Annotated in this window: 27 protein-coding genes and 1 pseudogene; 19 read left to right on the forward strand and 9 right to left on the reverse strand. The window is 71.0% G+C overall.

Annotation, left to right across the window (positions count from 1 at the left end; translation table 11 throughout):
- Positions 1 to 327: 327 nt before the first annotated feature.
- The 18 genes from ACFY1P_RS20325 (at position 328) to ACFY1P_RS20410 (ending at position 18314) form a co-directional block, all read left to right on the forward strand.
- Positions 328 to 744, forward strand: coding sequence for a roadblock/LC7 domain-containing protein (locus tag ACFY1P_RS20325; RefSeq protein ID WP_390751402.1), 417 nt, complete (start codon positions 328 to 330; stop codon positions 742 to 744).
- The gene (locus ACFY1P_RS20330) at positions 741 to 4013 is read left to right on the forward strand and encodes a lantibiotic dehydratase (protein WP_390751403.1); all 3273 of its coding nucleotides are present in this window, start codon (positions 741 to 743) and stop codon (positions 4011 to 4013) included. Before ACFY1P_RS20325 ends, ACFY1P_RS20330 begins: the two co-directional genes overlap by 4 nt.
- Positions 4014 to 4049: 36 nt before the next feature.
- Positions 4050 to 4730 (forward strand): HAD family hydrolase, encoded by a 681-nt coding sequence (locus tag ACFY1P_RS20335; RefSeq protein ID WP_390751404.1) that lies wholly within the window; start codon positions 4050 to 4052, stop codon positions 4728 to 4730.
- 459 nt (positions 4731 to 5189) lie between these two features.
- Complete coding sequence (locus ACFY1P_RS20340; RefSeq protein WP_390751405.1) at positions 5190 to 5471, forward strand: hypothetical protein; 282 nt, start codon at positions 5190 to 5192, stop codon at positions 5469 to 5471.
- Positions 5472 to 5586: 115 nt separating this feature from the next.
- Positions 5587 to 6138 (forward strand): hypothetical protein, encoded by a 552-nt coding sequence (locus ACFY1P_RS20345; RefSeq protein ID WP_390751406.1) that lies wholly within the window; start codon positions 5587 to 5589, stop codon positions 6136 to 6138.
- Entirely contained in the window at positions 6135 to 8285 is a 2151-nt protein-coding gene (locus tag ACFY1P_RS20350) for a hypothetical protein (protein ID WP_390751407.1), read from the forward strand. The genes ACFY1P_RS20345 and ACFY1P_RS20350 overlap by 4 nt, the downstream gene beginning before the upstream one ends.
- Before the next feature lie 23 nt (positions 8286 to 8308).
- On the forward strand, positions 8309 to 8581 hold the full coding sequence (locus ACFY1P_RS20355; protein WP_390751408.1) for a hypothetical protein: 273 nt from the start codon (positions 8309 to 8311) through the stop codon (positions 8579 to 8581).
- A gap of 522 nt (positions 8582 to 9103) precedes the next feature.
- The gene (locus ACFY1P_RS20360) at positions 9104 to 9538 is read left to right on the forward strand and encodes an NUDIX domain-containing protein (protein ID WP_390751409.1); all 435 of its coding nucleotides are present in this window, start codon (positions 9104 to 9106) and stop codon (positions 9536 to 9538) included.
- 106 nt (positions 9539 to 9644) lie between these two features.
- Complete coding sequence (locus ACFY1P_RS20365; RefSeq protein WP_390751410.1) at positions 9645 to 10388, forward strand: protein-L-isoaspartate O-methyltransferase; 744 nt, start codon at positions 9645 to 9647, stop codon at positions 10386 to 10388.
- On the forward strand, positions 10385 to 10891 hold the full coding sequence (locus ACFY1P_RS20370; RefSeq protein WP_390751411.1) for a hypothetical protein: 507 nt from the start codon (positions 10385 to 10387) through the stop codon (positions 10889 to 10891). The genes ACFY1P_RS20365 and ACFY1P_RS20370 overlap by 4 nt, the downstream gene beginning before the upstream one ends.
- A 65-nt stretch (positions 10892 to 10956) precedes the next feature.
- Complete coding sequence (locus ACFY1P_RS20375; protein ID WP_390751412.1) at positions 10957 to 12924, forward strand: ATP-binding cassette domain-containing protein; 1968 nt, start codon at positions 10957 to 10959, stop codon at positions 12922 to 12924.
- Positions 12921 to 14267 (forward strand): MFS transporter, encoded by a 1347-nt coding sequence (locus tag ACFY1P_RS20380; protein ID WP_390751413.1) that lies wholly within the window; start codon positions 12921 to 12923, stop codon positions 14265 to 14267. The genes ACFY1P_RS20375 and ACFY1P_RS20380 overlap by 4 nt, the downstream gene beginning before the upstream one ends.
- Positions 14264 to 15217 (forward strand): hydroxymethylbilane synthase, encoded by a 954-nt coding sequence (gene hemC / locus ACFY1P_RS20385; protein ID WP_390751414.1) that lies wholly within the window; start codon positions 14264 to 14266, stop codon positions 15215 to 15217. Before ACFY1P_RS20380 ends, hemC begins: the two co-directional genes overlap by 4 nt.
- 51 nt (positions 15218 to 15268) lie before the next feature.
- The gene (locus ACFY1P_RS20390) at positions 15269 to 16387 is read left to right on the forward strand and encodes an NUDIX domain-containing protein (protein WP_390751415.1); all 1119 of its coding nucleotides are present in this window, start codon (positions 15269 to 15271) and stop codon (positions 16385 to 16387) included.
- A 101-nt stretch (positions 16388 to 16488) separates the two neighbouring features.
- Complete coding sequence (locus tag ACFY1P_RS20395; protein WP_390751416.1) at positions 16489 to 16827, forward strand: nucleotide pyrophosphohydrolase; 339 nt, start codon at positions 16489 to 16491, stop codon at positions 16825 to 16827.
- Positions 16828 to 16961: 134 nt separating this feature from the next.
- The gene (locus ACFY1P_RS20400; protein WP_390751417.1) at positions 16962 to 17450 is read left to right on the forward strand and encodes an NUDIX domain-containing protein; all 489 of its coding nucleotides are present in this window, start codon (positions 16962 to 16964) and stop codon (positions 17448 to 17450) included.
- Between the two features lie 40 nt (positions 17451 to 17490).
- Positions 17491 to 17976, forward strand: a complete 486-nt coding sequence (locus tag ACFY1P_RS20405; RefSeq protein ID WP_390751418.1) for an HIT family protein — start codon at positions 17491 to 17493, stop codon at positions 17974 to 17976.
- Positions 17976 to 18314, forward strand: a complete 339-nt coding sequence (locus ACFY1P_RS20410; RefSeq protein WP_390751419.1) for an HIT family protein — start codon at positions 17976 to 17978, stop codon at positions 18312 to 18314. Before ACFY1P_RS20405 ends, ACFY1P_RS20410 begins: the two co-directional genes overlap by 1 nt.
- Before the next feature lie 61 nt (positions 18315 to 18375).
- On the opposite strand, the gene ACFY1P_RS20415 is transcribed toward ACFY1P_RS20410, so the two are convergent.
- From ACFY1P_RS20415 to ACFY1P_RS20430, 4 genes are all read right to left on the reverse strand, one after another.
- Positions 18376 to 19416: an NAD(P)H-dependent glycerol-3-phosphate dehydrogenase gene (locus tag ACFY1P_RS20415; protein WP_390751420.1), complete on the reverse strand. Its 1041-nt coding sequence runs from the start codon at positions 19414 to 19416 to the stop codon at positions 18376 to 18378.
- Positions 19410 to 20120, reverse strand: a complete 711-nt coding sequence (locus ACFY1P_RS20420; RefSeq protein WP_390751421.1) for an HAD family hydrolase — start codon at positions 20118 to 20120, stop codon at positions 19410 to 19412. The genes ACFY1P_RS20415 and ACFY1P_RS20420 overlap by 7 nt, the downstream gene beginning before the upstream one ends.
- Positions 20121 to 20296: 176 nt before the next feature.
- Positions 20297 to 21019, reverse strand: a complete 723-nt coding sequence (locus ACFY1P_RS20425) for a hypothetical protein (RefSeq protein WP_390751422.1) — start codon at positions 21017 to 21019, stop codon at positions 20297 to 20299.
- Positions 21020 to 21069: 50 nt separating this feature from the next.
- Entirely contained in the window at positions 21070 to 21654 is a 585-nt protein-coding gene (locus tag ACFY1P_RS20430) for a hypothetical protein (RefSeq protein WP_390751423.1), read from the reverse strand.
- A 262-nt stretch (positions 21655 to 21916) separates the two neighbouring features.
- Here ACFY1P_RS20430 and ACFY1P_RS20435 point away from each other — a divergent pair.
- Positions 21917 to 22102: pseudogene (locus tag ACFY1P_RS20435) on the forward strand (HAD-IA family hydrolase); the annotation flags it as partial.
- On the opposite strand, the gene ACFY1P_RS20440 reads toward ACFY1P_RS20435, so the two are convergent.
- From ACFY1P_RS20440 to ACFY1P_RS20460, 5 genes are all read right to left on the reverse strand, one after another.
- A complete protein-coding gene (locus ACFY1P_RS20440; RefSeq protein WP_390751424.1) occupies positions 22085 to 23068 on the reverse strand; it encodes a hypothetical protein in 984 nt (327 codons plus the stop codon). The pseudogene ACFY1P_RS20435 and the gene ACFY1P_RS20440 overlap by 18 nt on opposite strands.
- A gap of 32 nt (positions 23069 to 23100) precedes the next feature.
- Complete coding sequence (locus tag ACFY1P_RS20445; protein ID WP_390751425.1) at positions 23101 to 23337, reverse strand: hypothetical protein; 237 nt, start codon at positions 23335 to 23337, stop codon at positions 23101 to 23103.
- A 188-nt stretch (positions 23338 to 23525) separates the two neighbouring features.
- Positions 23526 to 23990 (reverse strand): GNAT family N-acetyltransferase, encoded by a 465-nt coding sequence (locus ACFY1P_RS20450; protein ID WP_390751426.1) that lies wholly within the window; start codon positions 23988 to 23990, stop codon positions 23526 to 23528.
- Positions 23991 to 24114: 124 nt separating this feature from the next.
- Positions 24115 to 24333, reverse strand: coding sequence for a DUF397 domain-containing protein (locus ACFY1P_RS20455; RefSeq protein ID WP_390751427.1), 219 nt, complete (start codon positions 24331 to 24333; stop codon positions 24115 to 24117).
- Positions 24330 to 25199: a helix-turn-helix domain-containing protein gene (locus tag ACFY1P_RS20460; RefSeq protein WP_390751428.1), complete on the reverse strand. Its 870-nt coding sequence runs from the start codon at positions 25197 to 25199 to the stop codon at positions 24330 to 24332. The genes ACFY1P_RS20455 and ACFY1P_RS20460 overlap by 4 nt, the downstream gene beginning before the upstream one ends.
- Positions 25200 to 25213: the final 14 nt, after the last annotated feature.

Consider the following 25213-nt stretch of genomic DNA (forward strand, 5'->3'; position numbering starts at 1 on the left):
CCGGCGCGCGGGTTCCTCCTCTCTCTTCCCCGCGGACCGGGCGTCCACCGTGGGCTCCGGTCTTCCTGTCCCCCCGGGGCGTCGGCGACAGCCTGCGCCCGACGATCCGGGAGTCCGGAGTGACGGCAACGCGTCACGGCGAGCGTCGCGCGTCCCGGCTGCCGCGTGAATACGCCCGCGGCAGCCGGTCCACCTTCGCCGACACAGCAGCGCCCCCTCCCGCGGTCCCGGCACGCGGTGACCGCCACTTGAACAGACGCCCCCGGCTTTTCTTCAACGTCAACTCCTGGCCCTCGGCCACCTCCAACGTCAAGGACACAACCGGTGATGAACGTGACCAGCACGGTCCAGAAGCTCCTGGACGACAGCCGCGAGAGGGTGCCTCAGCTGCGATGCGCGCTGGTGGTGAGCGTCGACGGGCTGCTGCGGTTCCACAGCCCCGTCTGCCCCCCGAACAACGACGGGGAGGCGGAGAAGCGCGCGGCCATGGCCAGCTCGCTGGCGAGCCTCGCGTCGGCGATGACGAAGGCCGAGGGCATGGGCGAGCTGAGGCAGGTAATCGTCGAAACCGACTATGGACTGTGCGTGTTCGGAACCATCGCGCAGACCGACGTGGTCGGCCTCTACGCCAGCAGCGGCGCGGACATCGGTGACGTCGGCTACGAGCTCGGCGTTCTCCTGGACAAGCTCCCCGGACTGCTGGCCAGCCACGCGCGGAGCTTCGCCTTCAGCGGGGCGTCATGACAGCGGCACCGGAAGGCGCCGACGCGCTCGATGTGCAGGACACCGCGGTACCGGGCACCGAGCACGCCTTCGCCATGTTCTTCGGCGGTGACGACGACACCGTCGCCAAGGCTCCGCCCGTTCCTTCCGGCCGGGGCGCAAGGGCGTTGCGGTTCCGCAGCGACCAGAGCCTGCTGGTACGAGCGGTGCACCACGCCGTAGACCCCGCGCCAGCGTTACCCGACGGCGAAGGCCTCGCGTCCCAGGACGGTTCCAGCTGGCGGACATGGATCAGCGCCACCTGGAAGAACCAGGACCTTGCCGACGCCGTCCGGCTGGCCGCTCCGGGGTTCGCCTCCGAGATCGATGCCCTGCTGCGCACGCCCTCCCCTGAGACGGCCGACGTAGGCAAGGCCGGGTTGTCGCTCGCCGCGTACTGCCTGAGGATGCGCCGTCCAACCCCCCGAGGGCTGTTCGCCGGCATCACCAAGGGCTCCTTCGGCGACCGCTCCACGGCCCGGTGGGGCGAACGGCACCGCGCCGTTGCGCAGGCCGACGGTGTCTGGATGGCCGAGGTGGTGGCGCTCCTGGAGGCGATCCCCGCGGTGCGCGAACGGCTGCTCCTCACGGCCAACAACATGGTGCTCGCGCGCGGGGAGCGCCTGGTGGTGCCGTGGCAGCCCCGGACACCCGGGGCGACGACGACCACGGTGCGCGAAGTGTCCGTGCGGTACACGCCGCTCGTGCGCGCGGTGGTGGAGACGGCCGAGGCACCGGTGCCCTACAGGGATGTGCTGGGCAAGGTCCTCGCCCAGGGCGACGCGAGCGAGGACAGCGTCCGGCAGGTGCTGGACGAACTGATCGTCTGCCGGGTGCTGATCAGCAACCTCCACCCGACGTCGACGACGCCGGACCCCCTGGGCTACCTGGTCGCTCAGCTCGGCCGGTGCGGCATCGACCGTGTCGACGAGGCCGCTGGCCTGGTCGCCGGTCTGCGGGAGATCCACCGCCTGGTGGGCGAGCACAACCAGCTCCCGGCGGCTCACGGGAGCGCGCGCCGGGCCGCGTTGCTGACGCGGATGAGGGACCTGTCCGAGGCGGAGCCGCTCCAGGTGGACATGCATCTCGACGGCGAGGTGGTGGTCCCACGGGCGGTGGCGTGGGAGGTGGAGTCCGCGGTGGCGGCCCTGGCCCGGGTCAGCCCCGAGCCCTACGGGACCGCGCCCTGGCGGGCGTACCGGGAGCGGTTTCTCGGCCGGTACGGCCCCGGCGTGCTGGTGCCGCTGACCGATCTCCTCGACCCTGCGACAGGGCTGGGGCTGCCGGAGGACTTCCTCGGTGGCGTTCCTGCCGCGCGGCCGGCCGTCTCCCGCCGCGACAAACAGCTGCTCAGACTCGCCCACCAGGCTCTGGCCGAGGGCCGGGACCTGGAGCTCGATGACGCGACAACCGAGGCCCTGGCGGCGGGCGATCCCGTGCGGATGGAAGTCCCGCCGCACACCGAGGTATTGATCGAGGTCCACAGCCCCTCCGAACAGGCCCTGGACGCCGGTGACTTCCGGGCCGTGGTCCGGGGGCTCTCGCGGGGGCTCGGCTACTTCACCGGGGGACGCTTCGCAGGCCTGCTCGCCGCCTCGTCCTCGTCCCGCCTCTCCGCGGCACTGGCCGACCGGCCGGCTCGCACCGAAGGCGCCGCGCCGGTCCAGCTCGTCTTCCCGGCGCTGCGCCCCTCGGCGACCAGCCTGATCCGTACCCCCGAGCTGCTGCCGGACCTGATCAGCCTGTCCGAATACCGCGAGCCGCGGCCGGGCACCACCCTCTGGCCCGTGCACGACTTGGCGGTCACCTGCGACGGCCACCGTCTGCACCTGGTCTCCCGCGCGCGCCGACAGGTCCTGGAGCCGTCCTTCCCGCACCCGTTGCAGATCGAATACCAGACCCCAGCCATCGCCCGGTTCCTCGACGAACTCGTGCGCGGCCAGACGGCCCGCATCACCGGCCCGCCCGGCACGCTCATGCCCTTCGACTGGGGCGCCGCCGGGCACCTCCCGGCTCTGCCCCGCCTGCGCCACGGCCGCACCGTCCTCTCCCCCCGGACATGGCACTGGAACCGGAACGACCTCCCAGACCACAGCACTGGAACGGCCCGGTGGCAGGAGGACTTCACCGCACTGCGCGACCGCCGTGACATTCCCGCACAGGTGTTCCTGACCCTCTACGACATGCGCCTGCCCCTCGACCTCGAGGATCCGGCGCACCTGGAGCTGCTGCGCCACGAGCTCGAACGCCAGCAGCCCGGCCCGCTCGCGTTCGTCGAGGCGCCCACCGACGACGCCTTCGGCTGGTGCGGCGGACGGCCCACCGAACTCGCCGTCCTGCTGCGCTCGGCCGCGCCCGCGAGCCCGGCGCCCCGGCTGCAGGACGCTCCGGTGATCCCGCGCGGCCACGGCCGCCTCCCCGGGGCCGGGCCCTACCTGTGCGCCCGTCTCTACGGACCATCCCAGGACCGCGCCGAACTGGTCTCCCGCCACCTGCCGGACCTGCTCTCCCGGCTCGGCACCTGCCGCTGGTGGTACCGGCCCCACGGCACCGGCACCACCACCGCGTGCCTGGAGCTGTACCTCCGGGCCGACGGTGGCGACGACGAAGCGGCACCGATCCGCGTGATGCAGCAGCTCGGGACCTGGGCGCAGCATCTGACCGAGACGGGAGTGCTGTCCGATTTCGCCTTCGTGCCGTACCGGCCGCACACCGGTCTGTGGGGTGAGGGCCCGCTGCTGCGTGCGGCGGAGGAGTGCTTCGCCGCGGACTCCGGTGTCGTGGCGCGGCTGCTGGCCCGTCCTGCGGCCCTCGACTCTCGGATCCTCGCGGCCGCGCACATGCTCGATATCGCGGCCGGCCTGTGCGGCGGGATCGTGGCTGGAGCCCGCTGGTTCGACGGGCAGCCCAAGCCCGTCCTGCCCATGAAACTGCCGGTGCGGCTGCGTGAGCAGGCCACGCGCCATCTGGTCCCCGCCGCTGTCCCGCCGGAGATGGCCCCGCGCGCCGGCATCGGCTGGCTGACCGGCCCGCGCGGCACCCGTCCGCGGGCTCTCACGGGCTACCGCGAACTCCTGGCCACGGGCGGCAGGCCGACCGGGGCCGTGGTGCGGGCCCTGCTGCACGAGCACTACCTGCGCACCCTCGGCGATCCGGCCCACGAACCGGTCGCCCTTCACCTCGCCCGGGCCGCCGCCCACACCTACCTCGCCCGCCACGGCGCCGCGCGCGGCAGCCAAGCCCCCTGTTGAACCTCGCCGCCCTCTCTTTCCCTGGAGCTGTTCGTCATGTCCCCCGCGTCCCCTGTCCTTGCTGCTGTCTTCGATCTCGACGACTGCCTCGTCGATACGGCCGGCGCGTTCGCAGCGTGGTCCCAGTGCTTCGCCGACGCGCACGGCGTGCCGGTGGACGAAGTGCGGGCGGTCAACGCGCTGCACGCGGGGCTTCGTCACGCGTTCTTCGCCGACCTCAGGGACCGCTACACGCTCAAGGCCACGATCACGAAGCTGCACGCGGACTACCGGCGGGACTGCGCGGAACTGACGCCGTACCGGCCGGAGGTGTGCCGGATGATCCGCGCACTGTCCGATACGGGCTGGCGGATGGCGGTCTTGACCAACGGTTCCCCGGACGCCCAGTGGATCAAGCTCCGGCGTAGCGGCCTGCACCGTTTCTTCCCCCGTCACCGGGTCGTGATCAGCGGCGACTACGGGCCCCGCAAGCCGGACCGGCAGCTCTTCGACATCGCGCTCGACTCACTGCGGGCGCGCACGGCCGCCATGGTGGGCGACTCGCTCGAGGACGACATCGCCGGCGGCGGGGCCGCGGGTCTGCACACCGTCTGGGTCTCCCACGGGCAGCCTCTGCAGCGCGGCGGGGCCCGGCCGGACCGCGTGGTTGCGACCGTCACCGAGGCCGCCCACTACCTCCTGACCACGACCGACCTCTCGATGCCCATCCCGGCCTAGAGCCCCGGGCAGCCCGCCCGGCCATCCTCCACACCGACTCACGGGACTACCCATGCCTCCCATCAGCCCGCCCCTGGACCTGTGGAACCAGCACGCGCACCAGCAAGCCCTCAAGGAGATCCACCCGGTCGGAGCCCCGTTCCGCTGGGACCTCTACAACAGCACCGGTCCCGGCCCCGAGCTCCTGGGCGCCCTCGCCGACCGCAGGGTGATCGACCTCGGTAGCGGCGCCGGACGCACCATCGCCCACCTCGTGCACGAGCACGGCGCACGCGGCGTCGGCCTCGACATCTCGCCCGTCGCGACCGAGGTCGCCACCGCCCGTTTCGGCGCCATCCCCCGCCTGAGCTACGTCGCAGCCGACGCGATCGGTCACCTCGCGCAGCACCCCTGGGCTATGACGTCGTCTACTCGCGCTTCGGCGCCGTCTGCTTCACCGACCCGCTTCTCCTGCTGCCCGTGGTCGCGGCCGCGCTGCGCCCGGGCGGCGTGTTCGTCCTGGCGACCATGGCCGAGCACGCCGACGGAACCCCCGCCAGTCCTGTGCTGTCGTGCTCCTCCGCGCTCCTGCCGCAGGACGACGGCGCCGTCGTCACGCTGCCCCGCTGGGTCCTCAGCCTCTCCCTCTGGCAGCACCTGCTCGACCGCGACTTCACCGTCCAGCACCGTCAGCGGCTGGCCAACCCGGACCACCCGAAGCAGGCCGTGGCCAGCTGGCTCATCCGCGCCGTGCGCCGGTGACCCACCATCCAGCCCGCCGTCAACCGCATTCACACCACGGCGAACCGCCGGGGCTCCTGACCCGGTACGGATCAGCAGGCGTGTACCGACGACCAGCCGAACGAGAGAACACAGCATGAAGAAACGGACCCCGGTTGCCCGTCCCCGCCCCTCGGACCTCGATGACGACGACTGGTACGAACCGGACTGGCCCGACGGCTCCTCCCACGCCCACGGCCTCAACTTCCTCAACCTGCCGGGCTGGGTACCCCTCGACCGCGTCCGCAGTATCGCCGCCGGCGACCGCTGGCACGCGATCCGCGTCCCCTACGACGACGGGCGCTGCGCCCTGCGAGCCCTCCAGTCCTACGACGTCCGTATCGGCCCCGTCATCGCGAACGAACTCGCCGGCCACGTGACCTTCCTCATCGAGCTGCACCTGTTGACGGTCTGGAACGTCCACGGAACGCGCCTGCTGCGCCCGGGAACCATGGTGGAGATACCCCCGCCGACCACCACCCACGGCAAAGACGTCCGGTGGCTCGTCCTGCCCGAGAAGGACGGAGGAACCCACCCGCGCGACCTCAAGCGCGCTCTCACCGGCGCTCCCCCCGCCACCGTGAGACTGCCCCAGCCGGCCCGCACGACGCGGCGCCGGGCACCGCGCTCCGCTGGACCTCGGTCATGAGCCCGGACCAGCGCGGCGTGGCCAACGCCATCGAGGGACAGGCCACGGTGTCCACGAGCGTGCAGGCCCGCGACATCAGCACCCTCCATGTCCACCCCGCACCCACGGCCACCGACGCCACGCCCCCGGTTCCGTACCAACTCCCCCCAGTACCCGTGGCGTTCACCGGCCGGAACGCCGATGTCGAAGACCTCTCGCAGTGGCTTCGGGAACAGCCCTCCCACGGCGTGCGGCTGGCGTCCCTCAGCGGCGCCGGCGGCGTCGGGAAGACCGCGCTCGCCACATGGTGGCTCCACCGGCTCCGCCACCAGTTCCCCGGAGGACAGCTCTTCGCCGACCTGCGCGGTCACGCGGCCGACGGCCCCGCCCGTACCGACGAGGTCCTCGTCCGGCTGCTGCGCTCCTGCCGCACCGGACCGCTGCCCGCCACCACGGAGGAACTCTCCGCATGGTGGCGTTCGGTGACCGCGGCCCGCCCCGACAAGCCCGTGTGCCTGCTGCTCGACAACGCCGCCTCGGCCGAGCAGATCCGGACCCTGCTGCCCGGCGGCGACGGGCACCTGGTGGTGGTCACCAGCCGCGAACTACTGGCCGACCTGGCCCGCGACGGCGCCCGGCTGCACCAACTGCGCCCGCTGGATCCCGCCGCCGCGAGCGAATACCTGGCCCGGTGCCTCGGCTCCGGCCGCATCACCCGCGAACCGGACGCCGCCCGCCAGATCGCGGCCACGACGCTCGGACTCCCGCTGGCCCTGGGCCTGGTGGTCACCGAGCTCGCCGCGCACCCCGGTCGGCCACTGGCCGACCTCCTCACCTCCAGCGCGGGACCGGACGCCGGCGCCGCGCCCCGCCACCGAGCCGACAGCCTCGAGGGAGCCATGGCCCACGGACTTGACCGCGTCTACTGGCATCTGCCGCGGGACGTCGCCCGCGTCTACCGGCGGCTCGCACTGTTACCCCTGCCCGAGACCGACACCGCGCTCACCGCGGCCATCTGCAATCTGACGGCCGAGGAAGCCCACCAGGCCCTGCGCGCGCTGTCCGCGGCCCGGCTCCTGGAGGACGTCGCCGACCACCCCGTCCGCGGCCGCGTCCACCGCCTCCACGACGCCTCCCGCGCCCACGCCCGCGCCCAGGCCCGGCACGAGGACACCGACGGCACCGCCGAGGAGGTCCTGCACCGCGCCCTGGACTGGTTCCAGACCGGGGCCACGGCCGCCGAGGAAGTGCTGACACCCGCTCACCGCCGACTCGACCGCCCCCTCGCCTACCCACCCGCCCAGCCCATCACGTTCACCCAGCGCACGGAGGCCCTGGCCTGGCTGGACGGCCAGCAGACCCAGCTCATGGCGGCAATCCGCGCGGGCCACGCCGCCGGCCTGTACCCGTGCGTGTGGATGCTGGTGTGGGCTCTGTGGCCCCTGTGGCATCACAGCCAGGCCTACAGCCTGTGGCTCGAGGCCCACCGGCTCGCCGTCGACGCCGCCCACCGAGACCGTGCCGGCCTCCCCCACCGGGCGCTCCTCAACACCTACGGCGTGGGGCTGCGCAGCGCCGGCCAGCACGACGCCGCGATCGAGGCCTTCACCCGAGTCCGGGACATGGCCACCGCCGCAGCGGATGCCGCCGGGCAGGCCCAGGCCGTCCACGAACTCGGCGTCGCGCACCACGGCGCCGGCCGACGCCGCCAGGCCCACGACCTCCTCCTGACTGCCCGCCAGCAGCGCGTCGAGCTCGACGATCTGCGCGGCCAGGCGCTGACCGACATCGTCCTGGGGGAGATCTCCCTCGACGACAGCCAGCCGGACCAGGCCATCACCCGCTTCACCACCGCCCGCGCCCTGCTGCTGCAGGTCGACGACCCGCACAACGCCGCCCGGGCCCTGGCCTGGCTCGGACGCGCCCACGCCCTCAGCAGCGACACCCAGGTCGCGCTCGACCACGGCCGCACCGCCGTGGAGGAGTTCACCCAGGCAGGATCGCGCCGCTGGATCGCGCGCAGCCTGGAGATGCTCGGCCAGACCAACCACGAGGCCGGCCACGTCCCCGCGGCTCGCGACCTGTTCACCCAGTCCCTGAACACCTACGAACCGTTCAGCTCCCGCGACGCCGACCGCCTTCGCGGCCGGCTGCGCGACCTGCCCTGACACCTCAAGACGACGGTGAGCAGATGGGGACCACGGACCCGCTACGCGGAGCACGCAGCAAGCGCCTCGCCGATCTCGCCCGAAAGGCCAAGCGCGCCAGATTCGAACTCACCACGACGCGGCGCAACTTCGTGGTGCTGCGCTGTGGCGTCTGCGGGGCGCGCACATCCTTCTCGCGCAGCGTGACCGATGCCAACCGGCGGGTCTATCCGGCGGTGCGGCTGTGGCTGCGTCGGCACGGTCTGGGACAGGAACGCGGCTGTCCCCGCGTGCCGACGGACGTCAACGGGCGGTGAGAGGTCTTGACCCGGGAGGCTACTGGGAAGCGATCGTGTGCACGAAGAGGGCAATCCCTCGGAAGGGTGAGACACCTCGCACGAGTGGCTTCGAACAGGCCGCCAGACGCCGAAGCCTCGGTACGCCTTGGAGTGCAGGCGGTCGTCGAACCTTCGTTCCATCGTTCGCCCGGCCGTGCCCGTTACGCCCTACTGATCAGCAGCGTTGTGTCGGACGTCCACCTCGACTGCTCGCCCACGGAGGACCCGTGCCCCCTGTGCCCAATGCCTCCGCTCTGCGCCGCCACGTTCGAACATCTCCCTTCGGCAGGAGAGCGGGGTTGTGGGCGCGGTTGACGGTTTCTTCATCTATGCGTTCGACGTGGCGCAGGCGGCATCGGGTGCCGGGGGCGGCCGCTGGAACGCCGCTGCGCCCGTGACCGCGCCGTCGGGAGCGGCCCGTGAGCGGGCACGCCAAGTCGAGGCATCCAGGCCGTCGCTGAGCGGCGGCCGTGCCAGGGGAAAGGGGAGATCGTGCCGTACTTGCCCAACATCGTTGGCGCGCATCTGATGTTCGAGCGGAAGGGCGACGTCCTGCTGGGGCTCCGGCCGCCGGATGCACTGTTCGGGGCGAATGTGTGGCATGTGCCGGCGGGGCACGTCGAGCGGGAGAGCGTCCGGGCCTGCGCGGTACGGGAAGCCGGCGAGGAGCTCGGCGTCGCCGTCGCCGAGAGCGACCTCGAGCTCGTGCACACCGTGCACCTGCTCGACGCCGACGGTGCCGTGCCGCGCTTGGGATTGTTCTTCCGCGTCCACCAGTGGGAGGGCGAGCCGCGGGTGATGGAGCCGGACCGGTGCGTGCAGTGGCAGTGGTGGCCACTGCGTGATCTCCCCGATCCGACGGTGGAGTACACGGTCGCGGCGCTGGAGGGCATCGCACAGGGCTGGCCGTATACGGACATGGGCTGGCCCCGGTGACCTCTCCCCCGCTCCGCCGGCCCTCGGCCGTCCTGGAGCGGGTGATGCCCCGGCGCTGACCGGCACTTGGCCCGACCACCACGACGACCCCTTGCTGGAGGCAGCTGTGTCCCACCGTCCATCCCCCGCTCCCTCGCCCGCGGCCGAGCTCCAGGAGGCCGCGCAGGCGCGGCAGGCCATGGTGGACCGCCTGGAAGAGCAGGAGGTCTTAACCGACCCGCTGTTGCGGGATGCGCTGCTGAGCGTGCGGCGTGAGGTGCTGCTGCCGCGCGCCTACGTCCGGCGCGACGCCGGGTATCCCGAGCCCGTGGTGCGGCAGCTGCTGGACGGCGCGCACCCGGACGACCGGCAGGAGTGGCTCGAGCTCATCTACAGCGGCGCCTCCGTGCTCGCCCAGCGCAATGGCGAGGCGCTCGACGGCCAGGTACGCGGGCGGGTGCAGGGCGGGCACATCACGTCGGCGGCGAGCGTGGTGGCCATGACGGTGCGGATGCTGCAGGACCTGCGGCTGCGGCCCGGCCAGTCCTACCTCGAGCTGGGGGCGGGCCCGGGGTACTCCGCGGCCGTGACCGCCCGCGTTGTCGGGGCCAGCCGGGTCACGGCCGTCGAGCGCGACGCCGAGATGGCGACCGCGGCAGCGCGCCGCCTCGCCGCGCTCGGCCTGGAGGTGGAGGTCGTTGCCGGGGACGGGCTCGACGGCCACCGGGAGCGGGCACCGTACGAGCGGATCGGCTTCACGTTCTCGGTGCCGTGCCTGCCGGTGAAGGTCGTGGAGCAGCTGGCCGAGGGCGGGCTGATGCTCGCACACTTGACCGCCGACTCGCCCAGCTGGCCTGGCCTGGCCTGGTGACCATTCGGAAGGACGGCGGCCGTCTGAAGGCGACAGTGCGCGGCTCACGGCTGGGGCACGTGCCGGTGCACGGCTACAACTGGGTGTCGCTGCACCAGCACAAGGACCGCGTCGGCGCCGAGCCCGGCCGTCACTGGTCCGGTCCCCTCGCTCCGCCGCCGGATGAGGCGCGCGGGTTCTGGACGGCGGTGGCACACATGGCCCCGGGGCTGGTCCGGGACTTTTCCGCCGAGCGCCTGACTCTGATCGCGCCCCGGGAGGACTCCTGGGCCGTCGTCGGCCCCGACGGAGACGTCGAGGAAGTAGGCGCGCGGCCGGTGTGGGACGAGGTGTGCGAGGTGTACGCGCGCTGGGAGCGTGCCGGGCGGCCGCAGGAGTACCGGCTGGAGGTGGCCGCTGACGGGCGGCAGTACGTCACCGCCGGTGCGGGCGCGGCCGTGCTCGCGTGGGAGTTGCCCACGCCGGCTGGATCCGTCGACGGCAGTGAAGGGGGAACGCGGTGAGCGGGGCGGACGGCAGCGGGTCGGAGGTTCGTCGTGGGGAGCAAGTCCCCGGTCCCCGTCGGGGTGTGCTGTTGCCGCCTCCGGCGAGGGCTGCGGCGGCGCCGGAGGGCGAGGAGGTCGGCGACGAGCTGAAGAGCGCGTACTGGATGCAGTGGGATGGGGAGGCCGCTCGAACCAACGTGTGGCGGATTCTCGGCCGGTTGCCGGGGATCAGCCGCAGGGTGCTCGCTCTGGCGTACCGGGCCGATGCGCGGGCCGCGGTCACGGTCGTGGTGTGCCAGATCGCCTCCTCGCTGATGAGCGCGCTCGGGCTGCTGGCCTCGGTGCGCGTGCTCTCGGCCCTCTTCGCCCAGGGCGCGACCTCCGAACGCATCCACCACGCGCTCCCCTCCCTCGCGCTGGTCGCCGGTCTGATGGCGGCGCAGGGTCTGCTCGACTTCGGTGTCGCCCGCGGGCAGGCGGCACTCACGCCGAAGGTCCGGCGCGCGGTGGAGCAGGAGTTCTTGCGGCTGAACTGCCACGTGCGCCTGGAGGCGGTGGACGACCACGTCTTCGCCGACGAGGCGAACAAGGCCAACGATCGCGGCCTGTACTACATGCGCCAGTCCGTGCCTCAGATGGTCCAGCTCGCGCACGCCGTCCTCGGCCTGATCGGAGCCGCCGGCGTCCTGGCCGTCCTGCACCCGCTGCTGCTCCCCCTGCTGGTGCTCTCGGTGATTCCGCAGGGGTACGCGGCGGTGCGCTCGGCACGGGCGCAGTTCCTCTCCCACAGCCGATACAGCACCCTCCAGCGACGCATCCGCCTCCTGACCTGGCTCCTTCTTGACCGGGACTCCGCGGCGGAGGTCCGTTCCTCGACGGCGCAGCGGGCGTTGCTGGAGGAGCATGAGCGTTTCGCGCGGCGGATCGAGGCGGAGGATGCGCGGCTGGGGCGGCAGGAGGCGGGCGTCGCGTTGTGGGGGCGGGCGGTGGGTGGTCTGGCGGTGGGTGCCACGTATGCGGTGCTGGGGTGGATGACGGCGACGGGGTGGCTGCCGCTGGCGGCGGGCGGTGGCGCGTTTCTGGCGATCCGCTCCAGCCGGGGCACGCTGGTGAGCGTCGTGCTGGCCATGCACCAGGTCTACGAGCACGCCTTGTGGATCGACGATCTCGAGCGGCACCTGGAGCGCTGCCGTGCCCTGCAGCCGCACCGTACGGGCCGGCGGCTCGCGGACGGGGTGAAGACCATCACCGTCACCGACGTCCACTACACCTACCCGGAGGCCGGCCGGGACGCGCTGCGCGGGGTGTCGATGACGCTGGCGGCCGGTTCCACGGTGGCGTTCGTCGGGGCGAACGGGTCGGGCAAGTCGACCATGGCCAAGCTCCTGGCCGGGCTGTACACGCCGAGCCAGGGCAGTATCAGCTGGGACGGGGTGGAGGTGCGGGAGGTCGACGCCGAGAGCATCCAGGCCCAGGTCGCCATGGTGCTCCAGGACCCGGTCGCCTGGCCGCTGTCGGCGCTGGCCAATGTCACGATCGGCGCGGGCACCATCACCGAGGCCGACCCGCAGCGGGCCCTCGCGGCCGTGCGCGAGTCCGGCGCGGACCATGTCATCGCCGGACTGCCCCAGCAGTGGGCGACCCCGCTGTCCAAGCGCTTCAAGCACGGCCAGGAACTGTCCGGCGGGAACTGGGCCAAGGTGGCCGTGGCCCGGGGCCTGTACCAGGAAGCCGCCGTGCTGCTTCTGGACGAGCCAACGGCCAGCATGGATGCCCGGGCTGAGCACGCCGTCTACGAGGCCGTCCTTCATGGCGGCGGCGAGCGCCGCCGGGACCGCATCACGATCCTGATCTCCCACCGCCTCAGCAGCGTCACCAGCTGCGACATGATCTACGTTTTCCGCGACGGGCGCATCGTCGAATCCGGCACACACCAGGACCTGATGAACCGCACAACCGCCGCAGGTCAACCCGGGGAATATCGCGAGATGTTCACCCTTCAGGCCTCCGCCTACCAGGCAGCGGCCGCGCCGGGAGAGGGGGATAAGTGACGGCCGTCTCGCCCACGGTCGCGGGCGGGTGGCGTGCCCGCGTCAGCGCCGCCGCGGCTGTCTGGGGCGAGCGCGACTACCGGACATTCCTGACCGCGCGGGTGCTGTCCGCGGCCGGATCCGCCCTCGCGCCACTCGCCCTGGCGTTTGCCGCCCTGGACGTCGGCGGCACGGCGGTGGCGCTGGGCTGGGTCCTGGCCGCGGGGTGCCTGCCGCAGCTCCTGGTCGCGCTGATCGGCGGCCTCGCCACCGACCGCTGCCCGCGCGCCCGCATCCTGCCGGGCGGAAACCTCGCGCTCGCGGCCCTGCAGAGCATCGCCGCCCTGCTGCTCCTGACCGGTCGCGCTGGCGTCCCCGCCCTGGCCGGCCTGTCCGCGGCGAGCGGTATGGTCAGCGCCTTCCTCGACCCGGCCACGAAGAAGACCCTGCCCGCTCTGGTGGCGCCGGGGCTGCTGCAGCAGGCGAACGCGCTCGCGCAGACAGCGTTCAACGGCGTCAAGATCCTCGTCCCCGTCATCGGGGGTCCTCTCGTCACGCTTGCCGGCCCGGGATGCGCGGTGGCCTTCGACGCGGTGACGTTCCTCGTCGCCGCCGTGCTCCTAGCCCATCTGCCCGAGATCCCGGCGATGAGCACGGCCGAACAGTCCACCGTGTGGGCCGAGTTCAGGGACGGGTGGCGGGCCTTCCGAGCCCGCGGGTGGCTGATGCTGTGGTCGCTGCAGGGCTGCGTCACCGTGCCGCTGTGGCTGGTCGGCTACGTCCTCCTCGGCCCCGCCTACGCCAAGGCCCACCTGGGCGGGGCGGCCGGGTACGGGCTGATGGCCGCCGCGTGGACGGGCGGGCTGGTGCTCGGCGCCCTCACCTGCATGCTCTGGTCCCCGCGCCGGCTCTGCCCCATCGCCGCGGCCGTCTCGGCGGCCATGGCCCTGCCGATGGCCGCCATGGCCACCGCCGCACCCCTGCCCGTCCTGCTCGCCGCGATCGTCATCGCGGGCGCCGCCTTGAACATCTCGGCCGTCTCGTTCAACACGCTGCTCCCCCGCGTCATCGAGCAGCACCGCCTCGGCCGCGTGCTGTCCCTGAACACGGCCGTCCAGCTCATCTTCCTGCCGCCCGCCTACCTCCTGGCCGGCCAGGCAGCGACCCGGCTCGGCCTGACCACCACGTTCACGGCGATCGCAGTGGTCCTGCTGCTGTGCGCCGCCCTGCCCCCGTGCCGCGCCGACTTCCGCGCACTCACCCTCGACCCCGACCCGCCACACCCCAAGGAGACTGCTGTGCCCCATCCCTCATTGCCGACCTCCACCGCGATGCCGACTCCTGCCGCCGGGGAGGACGCGTGAAGACCACGCCTGTCGTGCGGGTGGGCAGCCGCAACAGCCCCATGGCCCGGTGGCAGACCGACTGGTGCATCGAGCTGCTGTCCAAGGCTCACCCCGACACCCGCTTCGAGACCATCACGATGGCCTCGAAGGGCGACCGCTACCACGGTCCTCTGTCCCGCATCGGCGGGAAGGGCGCGTTCGTCAAGGTCCTGGATTGCGCCTTGCTGGACGGCGAGTTGGACGTCACCGTCTCATGTGTGAAGGACCTGCCCAGCCCGCACGACCGGCAGCCGGGCGTGAGCATCGGCGCCGTCCTGGAGCGCGGCGACGCCCGCGACGCCCTCGACCTCCCCGCCGGCCAACCACCCTGCGCTCTGGCCGAGCTGCCGCGCGGCGCCCGGATCGGGACCAGCGCCCCGCGCCGCATCGCCCAGCTCCGCCAGCGCCATCCGCACCTGGAGCCCGTGCTCGTCCGCGGCAACGCCGACACCCGCATCGCCCGCCTGGACGACGGCAGCAGCGGACTCGACGCGCTCCTCGTCGCCTACGCCGGGCTGCACCGCCTCGGCCAACCCCACCGTGCGACACAGATCCTCGACCCGACGCTGTGGCTCCCGGCCTCCGGCGCCGGCATGGTCGTCGCCGAATACCGCACCGGCGACACCACGATCCGCGATCTCCTCGCACCGATCACGCACCCGCCCACCGCCACCGCGCTCACCGCCGAACGGGCCACCCTGGCCACGCTTCACGGCAACTGCATGACCGCGGCCTCCGTCCACGCCACCCTCACCGGCGACACGGTGACCGTCCACGCCGCGGTGTTCGCCCCGGACGGCCACACCTCCATCCGCACCCAGGCCACCGGGACGGTGGACCAGCCCGACGCCGTGGGCCGCCGCGCCGCCGAGCAGCTCCTGCACGACGGCGCGGCCGCGCTCCTTCACGCCCTCCCCCACTGCCCCTGACCGCGCCACCCTGTCGGACGAACCACCCACCGGATCGAAGGGATGTCGCCCATGGCCCTGCTCAACCGGAACTCCGACGAGAACACCAGCCCGGGGCCGCCCAGAATGACCGAGGCTCAGTACGCGGCCAGCCGCAGCGTGCTGTGGAGCGGCGTGTCAGCCCTGATCACCGACGGCCGCGGCCGCGTGCTCCTCGAGGACGTCGACTACCGTCCCGCCCGCCTGCTTCCCGGCGGCGCCATCGACGCCGGCGAAGCACCCTCACAAGCCGTCGCGCGCGAGGTCCACGAGGAACTGGGCCTCACCCGCACCTTCTCCCGCGCCCTGGCCGTCGACTGGGTGCCGCCCAACGCCCCTGGATACCCGCAGGGATTCCCCGGCGAGATCATCTACGTCTTCGACGGCGGCACCCTGACCGAGAACGACATCGCCCGCATCCGCCTCCCGGAACGGGAAGTCACCGGCATCCGCTGCGTCGAACCCGCCCTCCTCCCCCACCACATGGGCCCCGGCAACGCCCGGCGCGCCCTGGCCGCCGTCCGCGCACGGATCAACGGCACCGGCCCCGTGGCCCTCGAAGATGGCCGACCCCTCACACCGACTTCCCTGGACGAACTCGAGGTGCTGCGCACCCCACGCAAACCCCAGCTCTGGCCCTGGCACACCGGCCCCGTGCCGGCCGGGCTGCCGGTACGGCAGGCCTGGGGCTGGCTCTTCACCGCAGACGGGAGGGTCCTCGTCCTCATCGGGCAGGACACCGGCTCGGCGTGCCTGCCCGGAGGCACGGTCGAGCCCGCTGACCGCGGCGATCCGGCACGAACGCTCCGCAGGGAGGTGTGGGAGGAGGCCCGGGTACGCATCAGCGATCCGCTCTACCTCGGCTACCTCTACGACGACACGAGCAGCCAGCGATGCGCCCGGGCCCGGTACGCGGCCGTGATCACCGGATGGGAAACGCCCAGCCGCGACAAGGCCTCTGGCCAGACCTACGCCCGGCTCCTGGCCACGCCCGAGCAGGTCGCACAGCTCTTCGACTGGGGCGACGAGGCGGCCTTCCAGCTTGCCGCCGTTCATAGCGCCCGGGAGAAGCTCGGCTTGCCGACTCCCACACAGCAGCCGGTCGCCGCGCTCCCGCCTTCCCCGTCCGCCGGAAGCTCCCTGACTGGGTAGCGAGGGTTGTCCAGAACGAGCACTTGCCGCGGGCGTGCCGCGCAACTGCCCGGTCACGGCTCGCGTCGGTTCCACAGCCAACAGAACAGGGGGAAGCAGCAGTGAACCTTGACGAGGTGAAACGGCGCGCACTGGAGGTCCACGATTTGTACGACGAGCTGAACCGTCGCGACCGCCGTGTCTGGCGGACGGACGAGTTCATGCTGGGGTTCGTGGGGGACGTCGGCGATCTAGCCAAGCTGGTCATGGCCGAGGAAGGGGCACGCGAGAACCCGGGAGGGCGCGCGGCCTTGGAGCACGAGCTGTCGGACTGTCTGTGGTCGGTGGTGATCCTCTCCCACCTATACGAAGTCGATCTGGCTGACGCCTTTTGTCGCACGATGACCGAGCTGAAGGCCTCGATCACGGCCCAGCTGGCCCACCCCGGTGAGCCGACATGACCTCTGGACACCCCGTGCCGCTGAGGGCGGCAGCCCGCCGGACGGATCACCGGACAGGGCGCGCTCCGGCCAGTTCACACGAGGCGGTCGGGCTTCGAATTCACCGAGGGCAAGAGCGAGAGGAGTGAGCACGAGTGACGGATCAAGGACGGATCAGGATCGCGGCGAGCGGCCTGGTCGTACGGGACGAGCACGTGCTCCTGGTGCGGGGGGACTGGCCGCGCCCGGGAACCTGGTGGCTGCCCGGCGGCGGCCAGCAGCCCGGGGAAACCCTGGCGGCCTGTGTGGAGCGAGAGGTGTTCGAGGAGACGGGCGTGCGGGCGAAGGCCGAGGGCCTGGTGGTGGTGCGCGAGTACATCCAGGCCAACCACCCGGACGGGCATCAGATGCTGTCCGGCGCAGGGCACCGGGTCGACGCGATGTTTCGGTGCCGCATCCTCCAGGAGCCGGCGGTGCTCGGCGGGCCCGCCCAGGACTCCGTGCAGCTCGGCGTCGGGTGGGTCGCGCTGGACAAGATCGCCGGGCTGCGCACGCTGCCGCCGTGTCTGCCGGCCGTCATCACCGATGCCTTGGCCGCCGGCCCGGACCGGGGCGCGGTCTACCTGGGCGACACCTATGAGTGAACCCTCACCGCATCCCGGTCGTGGACCTCTGCGGAAGCCGATGGACCTCGGCTCCTACACCGAGCGCGCCCGCACGGGGCCGTGCTTCATCTGCGCTTTCCTCTCCGGGCACCCGGACTACGAACACCACGTGATCGCACAGGACGGTGAGCACGTCGCCTTCCTCGACCGGTGGCCGACCCTTCCCGGGAAGGTCCTCGTCGCCCCCAGAGCCCACATCGAGCACGTCGTCCGGGACCTGGACGAGCCCGCGTACGTGCGGCTGATACTGTTCGTCCGCCGCATCGCCCTCGCCATGGAAGAGGTCTGCCGACCAGAACGGACATACGTGTACTCATTGGGCAGCCAGCAGGGCAACGCCCACGTGCACTGGCACATCGCGGGGCTTCCCCCGGGCGTCCCGTACGAGCAGCAGCAGTTCCACGCCCTCATGGCGGAGAACGGCGTCATCAACGCAACGCCGCAGGAAATGGGCGCCTTCGCCACGCGGCTTCGCCAAGCCCTGACCCAGCAACAGGAGGCGTAGTGAGCGACTTCTACTGCGACGAGGCACTCAGCGGGCGGACACCTGTGACGGTGGTGGCCGAGACGGACACGGTGCTCGCGTTCGAGCACACCCGACCCTCGCACCCCGTCCATATTGTCGTAGTACCTAAAGAGCACGTGCCGTCGCTCATCGACCTCGGCGAGCCCGGCGAGAAGGTGATCGGCGAGGTGATGGCCGTGGTGCGCAAGGTGGCTGCCCGCGTGTGTGAGGAGCACGGCGCGGCCACGGTGGTCACGAACCTAGGCCGATATCAGGAAAGTCGACATCTCCACTTCCACGTCGTCTACCGGGGCGGGCAGGAAGAGCACCAGGGCTGAGCTGTCCGTTTCCCTTCATGCGGTGTGGAGGGCGGAGGAGGCGCGCCCCGGGGCGCCGAGGTCAGTGTTCGGTCTTGGCCGGCCGCTGCATCAGCGCGGCGGCAGCCTGGCCGAGGGTGACCTCCTCGCGGAGCAGCTGGGAGACGACGTTCGTGATCGGCATGTCGATGTGGTGAGCGCGTGCGAGGCCGAGGATCGCCTGCGCGCTCTTGACGCCTTCGGTGGTCTGCCGGGTGACGGCGGTGGCCTGTGCGACGGTCATGCCGCGGCCGAGGTAGGTGCCGAAGGTACGGTTGCGGGAGAGCGGGGAGGAACAGGTGGCCGTCAGGTCGCCCAGGCCGGCAAGGCCGGCAAGGGTGCCTGGTTCGGCGCCCAGGGCGGTGGCCAGACGGGTGGTCTCGGCCAGGCCGCGGGTGACGAGCATGGCGGCGGTGTTGTGGCCCAGGCCCATGCCGTTGGCGATGCCGACGGCGAGAGCGATGACGTTCTTCACCGCGCCGCCCAGTTCACAGCCGATGACGTCGGCGCTGGTGTAGGGCCGAAAGTACGGGGCGCGGCAGGCCGCTTGGAAGACGCGGGCCGTGGTCTCGTCGGGACAGGCAACGGTGGCGGCGGCGGGCTGGCAGGTGGCGATCTCGCGGGCAAGGTTCGGGCCCGACAGCACGGCGATGCGGTCCGCGGCCACGCCGCTGGATTCGGCGATGACCTCGCTCGCGCGCTTCCCGGTGCCCTGCTCGATACCCTTCATCAAGGAGACGATCACGATGCGTGGGCCGATGTACGGCGACCAGGCCGTGAGGTTGTCGCGCAAGGACTGGGCGGGGATCGAGAGAACGAGGTAGTCCGCGCCGTCCAGCGCGGCGGCCGGGTCGGTCGTCGCCGTCAGGTTCGGTGGCAGCTCAATGTCCGGGAAGTAGCCGGGGTTACGGCGGCGGGCGTTGATCGCATCGGCGATCTCGTTCCGGCGGGCATGCAGGACGACGTCGCTGCCGGCGTCGGCCAGCACCTTGGCGAACGCCGTCCCCCAGGACCCGGCCGAGAACACCGCTGCACGCGCGGGGCGGGCTGGCCGGGTCCGGCGTGGCGGTCCGGGGATCACCATGCGGTGTGCGCGAGCATGAACTGGAGCGCCTCCGCAATGTCTCCGACGGCATGGTCCGGGGGCGGGAGGCCGATGGGCCACGTGCGCTGTCGGCTGATCCAGATGGTGCTCAGCCCGGCGCCCTTGGCCCCGCAGACGTCTGCGTCGATCGAGTCCCCGATCATCCAGCCTCCGTCGTCAAGGCTGCTTCCGCAGCGGGATGCCGCGCGTTCAAAGTGGGCTTTGTCGGGTTTGCATACTCCCTCGGCCTCGGAAATGCTCCAGCCGTCGAGGTACGCGATCAAGCCGGTGTGCTCCAGGACGGCCTCCTGCGTCGTGGTGAGGCCGTTGGTGATGACTCCGATCGTCCAGCCGGAGTCGCGCAGCCGTGCGAGCTGGTCGAGGACGGACTGAGGGCAGTACATGTGCCGGGGATACCGGGCTTGATAGGCGTGATGCAGTTCGTCCGGGGCGGCTGGCAGCGTGAAGCGTTGCTGGACTTCGGCGAAGTAGCGGTCGCGGGGTTTGAGGCCGTCGCCGTCGGCGGTCATGAGCCATTCGACGGCGTCTGCACCGAGGCTGTGCTCCCGAGAGAATTCCTCCGCCCAGCGAAGCAGCCCCGCCCCGCGGTCCACGATGGTGTTGTCCAAGTCGAGGAGGAGCAGGAGCTGCCGTAGTGCTGGGCGGTGGGGGCGGTCGGCGGTATGTCCCCTCGGTGGATGCACGAGGGGACCATAGCGGCTGTCGCTGGCTGCCACGGCCAACTCCGGGGCGATTGGGTCAGTTTGTGTGACTGGCCCGCTGGAGGGCGGGCTGGGACGGTTGCGGGAAAGGGGTACACCGCTTGTGGGCTTCCAGGTGACCGCTGGGCAGATCGCGGTGTGCGGGGACACAGTGGCGGTTAGCCCCGCTGCATCGCCTTGAGGTCGTGCAGCGTCAGCTCGTTCACCCCGCGGTCTGCCGTACTGCTCTGGGTCCAGTCAAGGATCGCCGGGTGCGCGTGCTCGTTCAGGGTGCCGGCGGCCGTGTTCTGCCCGTCGGTGTCGGCGACCTGGGTGAGGTAGGCGGCCAAGGCGTGCGGGCCGCCTCCGCTGTACCCGATGTTGTAACCGAGGGCGTTTCGTTGCGGCAGGATCGACAGGAGCCCCTTCTCCGTCCGGGCCCAGAACAGGCCGCGGCCGACGATGAACCGACTGAAGGTGTCCTCAGGGCGCAGATCCAGCGGGGCGTACGTCTGGTAGGTCCACTGGTCCGTGCCCCCTTCGCCCACGTGCTTGAAGTGCTTGCCCACGACGGGCAGTCCGAACTCCGGGTCGAAGAGGGTCCGCCGGCACACGCAGCCCGAGCCGGAGACGGCCGATGGGCTGTTGTTGTCCTCCTTGACGCATGGATGGAAGAGGGCCGGGATTTTCTCCTGCTCCACGAGAGTGCAATGCATCGCGTTGGGCTCGCAGCGCACCAGCCTGCTCAGCCACTCCTCCGCATGAGGTGTCCGGGTCTCGATGGACACCTCAGCATTCAGCGATGCCGAGGCGATGCCCAGACGGGCCTCGGTGTAGAGGATGAAGTCCAGGGAGCCCTTCGTCGGATCGGTCAGGTTCAAGTCGTGCGGCTCGTAGGTCAACGTGGCGCTCCAATGCAGGGGTGACCTGCTGGTCCGGGTATGGCGGTGGGTCAGGCAGTGCGATGTTCGGGGCGCAGGGTGAGGCCGCGGTCCAGGAGCTGTTCGGTGTCGGACGGCCCGAGCCTGAGTGCGCGGCAGACGGTGGCTGCTTCGTCGCCGCGGCTGGAGGCGAGGAGGATCCGGCGGCTATCGGGGTCGGCCATGGTGCGGCGGGCGGCTTCGACGATGTGCGCGACGCAGCCGGTGGTGCCGTCTTCGACGATGTCCCGCCGGGTGTGGTCGTCCCAGACGTTGAGCTGGAGGTAGGCGCCCTCCGTGGAGCAGTCCTCCTTGGAGTCCGCGCCCAGGACGCACCGCCCGAGCATGGCGGCGTGGGCGTGGCGCTGGAGGTAGACGGCCTTCTCAAGGAGGCGGTCGACTTCCCTCTCCAGGTTCTCCTGTGCCTTTTGGGGGCTGACGATCGCGGCCTTCGGGTTGTAGGGCTGCACCCGGATCTTCAGTGCCGACAGGCTTCGGGCAAGGTCGTCGGCGACACTGAGCAGGCCGACCAGGTTGACGTCGCCGCGCTGCCGGGGCGGGGGCAGTTCGTCGGGGTAGCTGTCGAGCGGTTCCAGGGGTTCGTGCAGGTCGGTCAAGGGTTCCTCCCGTGCCGAGTGCCAACGCCCCTGATTCTCAGTCCGGGCGACGAGGAGTGCTGGGTAAAGGCGGAGATCGGCCACGCGCTGTCCGGTTGGCATCTGTTCAGTGGTCGTGGGCGTGTATCCCACCGAGCTCGAGTGCCTACGCACCTGCCCCGGGTTTCGGCTCAACCGCGCGAGCAGTGGACTCCGTGTGCAACGGGTGAGGTGCTCGATCTCTTCGATGTGGTGGTGACGCGCGAGGACGTCGCACGGGGAAAAGCCTGGGCCTGATTTGTCCATGGAGGTGGCGCGGCAACTTGGTGTGCCGCCGGCCCGGTGCCTGGTGGTTAATGACGCTGATGAGGAACTCGCGGCTGCTCGAGCGGCAGGCATGGACGCCTTTGTTGTGCGGCCGTTCGCGGTGTCCGCCTGGTGCGTGTATGTCTCAGGTGAGAGCTTGTAGCTCGTGGCTGAAGGTGATCGCGTCCGGCAGGGTGGGGTAGCGGCGTCGGAGTTGGCGGTCGAGCTGGCGGGCGCGGCCACGCATGGAACTGACGATGCGGTCAGTGGCGAGGGCTTGGCGGGCGACCGACAGGGCAGCCTCCGGCTCGCCGAGGGCGGCATGGGCTTGAGCCAGGTCGAAGCGGGCGATGGCCAGACGTGTGGGGGCTTGCTGGGGGCTCTTCTGGTAGTAGCTGATGGCCTCGGATGCGGCTTTGCGGGCGAGGGCGTGCTGCCCAAGGGCGCCGTGTGATGTGGCGTCGTAGCTGATGATGCGGGCTGCGTCGACGCCGAAGAGGCCCCCGTCGTAGAGGGGTAGGTGGTCGCGGTAGTGGTGGGCCTTGGCGGCCGCCTCGGCGAAGTCGTCTCGGTTGCCAAGACGGGCGTGGGTCCGGGCAAGCTGGGCGGTCAGGCGGACGGCCGCGTCGCCGTTGGCCGGGGCAACCTGGAGGCCTCGGGTTGCCGCTGTCAAGGCATCGAGCGGATTGCCGCTGTACAGGGCATCGGTGCAGCGCACATCTTCCACCCATGCGCCGATTTCGGGGGTCTCGGCCTGTTCCGCATGGGCCCATGCGTCGTCGCAGAGCTCCTTGACGAGGTCGCGGCGGCCGACGTCGTGCGCGGCCCAGGCCAAAATCACCGAGAGCATAGCGGCGTGGCGAGCGAGTTCCACGCCTTCCTTGAGGGTGTGGTGGCGGTGGAGCAGTGTGTCAGCGCTGCGCCGATGCCGATAGGCCGCCGGCCACAGTTCGGCGGGCGGCCGGGCGGAGTAGGTGGAGGCCAGTTCGGCGATGCCTCCTTCGAGGCTCTCGATGTCCTCGGATTCCAGATCGGAGACAGTCGCGTTGGCCGCGTACGTCTTGAAGGTCGAGGCGTGGGCCGCGCCGGGCGGAAGGACGGGGGCGATGGCGGCTCCGGTGAGCAGCATCAGGGCGGTGCGTCGCTTCGTAAGATCACCTTCTACGCCGGGCGCCGCGGCGTGCGGCGCGGTGAGGTGGGTGCACAGGCATTCGGGCGTTCGCCTTCACGGATCCAGTGGCCAATCCAGGTGCGGGCCAACGGTGTCCCGCACACAGCGAGTTCCTTCACCGTGACGCCGATGGCCTGGGAAAGCTGCCGATAGGACCTGCCGGAGAGCCCGAGCCAGTAGGCGAGTTCCTCGTTGGGCACCTTGCGGCGTGCACCGGGCTCGGTCACAAGATCGCCTCCCAGGTGATTCCGGCGTCCTGTTTCAACGTAGCGGGGGTGCCTGCGGCAGGGCGACGGCTTGGGGTGATCCGCGGGGATCCGCGACGCATCGCGACATGCGCGCCATTGGGCAGCGCGGGCCGTTCAGCGAACTGATGACCCGCCTGATGCCCGCGCAGGAAGTGTCCATCCCTTGTTCACGGCCGCCACACCATGCGGGGCCACGGGATGGTTCGGAACCCCAGCTCCTCGTACAAACCCTGCCCATCTGCGGTGGCGATGAGCCAGACAGACGCGCAGCCCTGGGCGGCGAGCCAGTCCCGGGCTGCCTGCGTGGTGATTCGTGCGTACCCCAGGCGCCGGTACGCCGGGTCGGTGACGACCTGGTGGACCTCTCCATGCCAGGGGGCATTCGAATAGTGCGTGGGGAATCGTGGGGTATACGAGGCGGCGGAGCACGCGGCTAGCCGACCCTCAGCGGCGTCGATGACGAACATGGCGAACCGTGTGTCGGTCATCAGCATCGCGGCGACGGTCTTTTCGCAGTCGGCTGTCCACGGGCCGTCCGGGGTGGGCTGGTCCGAAGTGGCGTCCAGCATGATGCGGCGTAGGCGGACGAGCTCGGGGGCATCGTCGGGTATCGCACGGCGGACGATCGGCATGCGCGGGATCGTATCGGCGTACTGCCGTTGCAGAGGGACGAATGTCTAGACTGCCGGGGCCTGGGCACAAGGACGCGGATCGTCCCACCATCATTGGGGCGATCCGCGTTCGTATGTGGTCATGCTAGTTGGGGAGTTTGCGGGCCAGGCTGCTGCCGACGAATGACGACCAGGTTCCGTTGTTGAAGGTCAGCTTCGGGCCGTTGGGGTTCTTGCTGTCGCGGACGGGCATGATGCCCTCGTATCCGTCGGCGACCTCTACGCAGCCGTTGCCGCCGTCGCTGTGTGTTGACTTGCGCCAGCGGGCCGTGGAGAGGTCGATGGTGCTGTCGCTATGGGTCACTTACCGTTTCCTTCCATGATCGATTTGATTCTTTCCCGGGAGTAGTCCACGGGAAGTGCTGCTGCGACGACGAGGTCAAAGGCGTCCTCGTAGACCTTCGTGACGGATGACCCCTCGACGAAGGTGCTGCCCATGATGTTCTCCAGGTGGACGACGGTCGGCCATGGACGCCGGAAGTGCACGACGTGGAACAGGCCGAGCATCCCCGGGTGCGGGGTGGCGCCGATGGCCATGACCTGAATCGTGATGTTGGGGAGGTCAGCCATGTCGAGCAGGTGCCGGAGCTGTTCGCGCATCAGGGACGGGTGGCCTGCGAACCGGTGGAGTAGCGCGCGCTCGTCGATCACGGCCCACAGCTTCAGGGGACGTTCGGTGCGCGTGAGGACAACCTGCCGGGTCTTGCGGACCTCGGCCAGGGCCGTGACTTCTTCCGGTGTGCGGATCATCGAGGTGGCTGCGATGACCTCGCGGGCGTAGGCGCCGGTCTGGAGCAGGCCGGGGATGAGGCTCGGCGCGTAGATGTTCATGCTTTCGGCGTCGGATTCGAGGCTGATGTAGTCGCTGTACTCGGCGGCCACGACATCGCCGTAGGTCTGCCACCAGCCGCGTTTCCCGGCGTCCTTGGCCAGGCCGGCGAGTGCCCCTATCAGCGACTCGTCCTCGACCCCGTAGGCCTTCATCAGTTCGGAGATCTCCGTGGCGGAGATGCGGGCCCTGGCGTTTTCGATCTTCGATAGCCTGGTCGGGTCCCAGCCCATGAGGCGTGCGGCTTCATCGGATGACAGTCGGGCGCTTTCCCGGGTCTCGCGCAGCAGGTCTCCGAGGCGTCTCCTGCGGAGTGTGGGCCGGGCTCGTTGGTTCGGCATGGGCCTCGCGCTCT

Origin of the sequence: Streptomyces sp. NPDC001407, from assembly GCF_042895325.1 — a bacterium.
Taxonomy (GTDB): domain Bacteria; phylum Actinomycetota; class Actinomycetes; order Streptomycetales; family Streptomycetaceae; genus Streptomyces.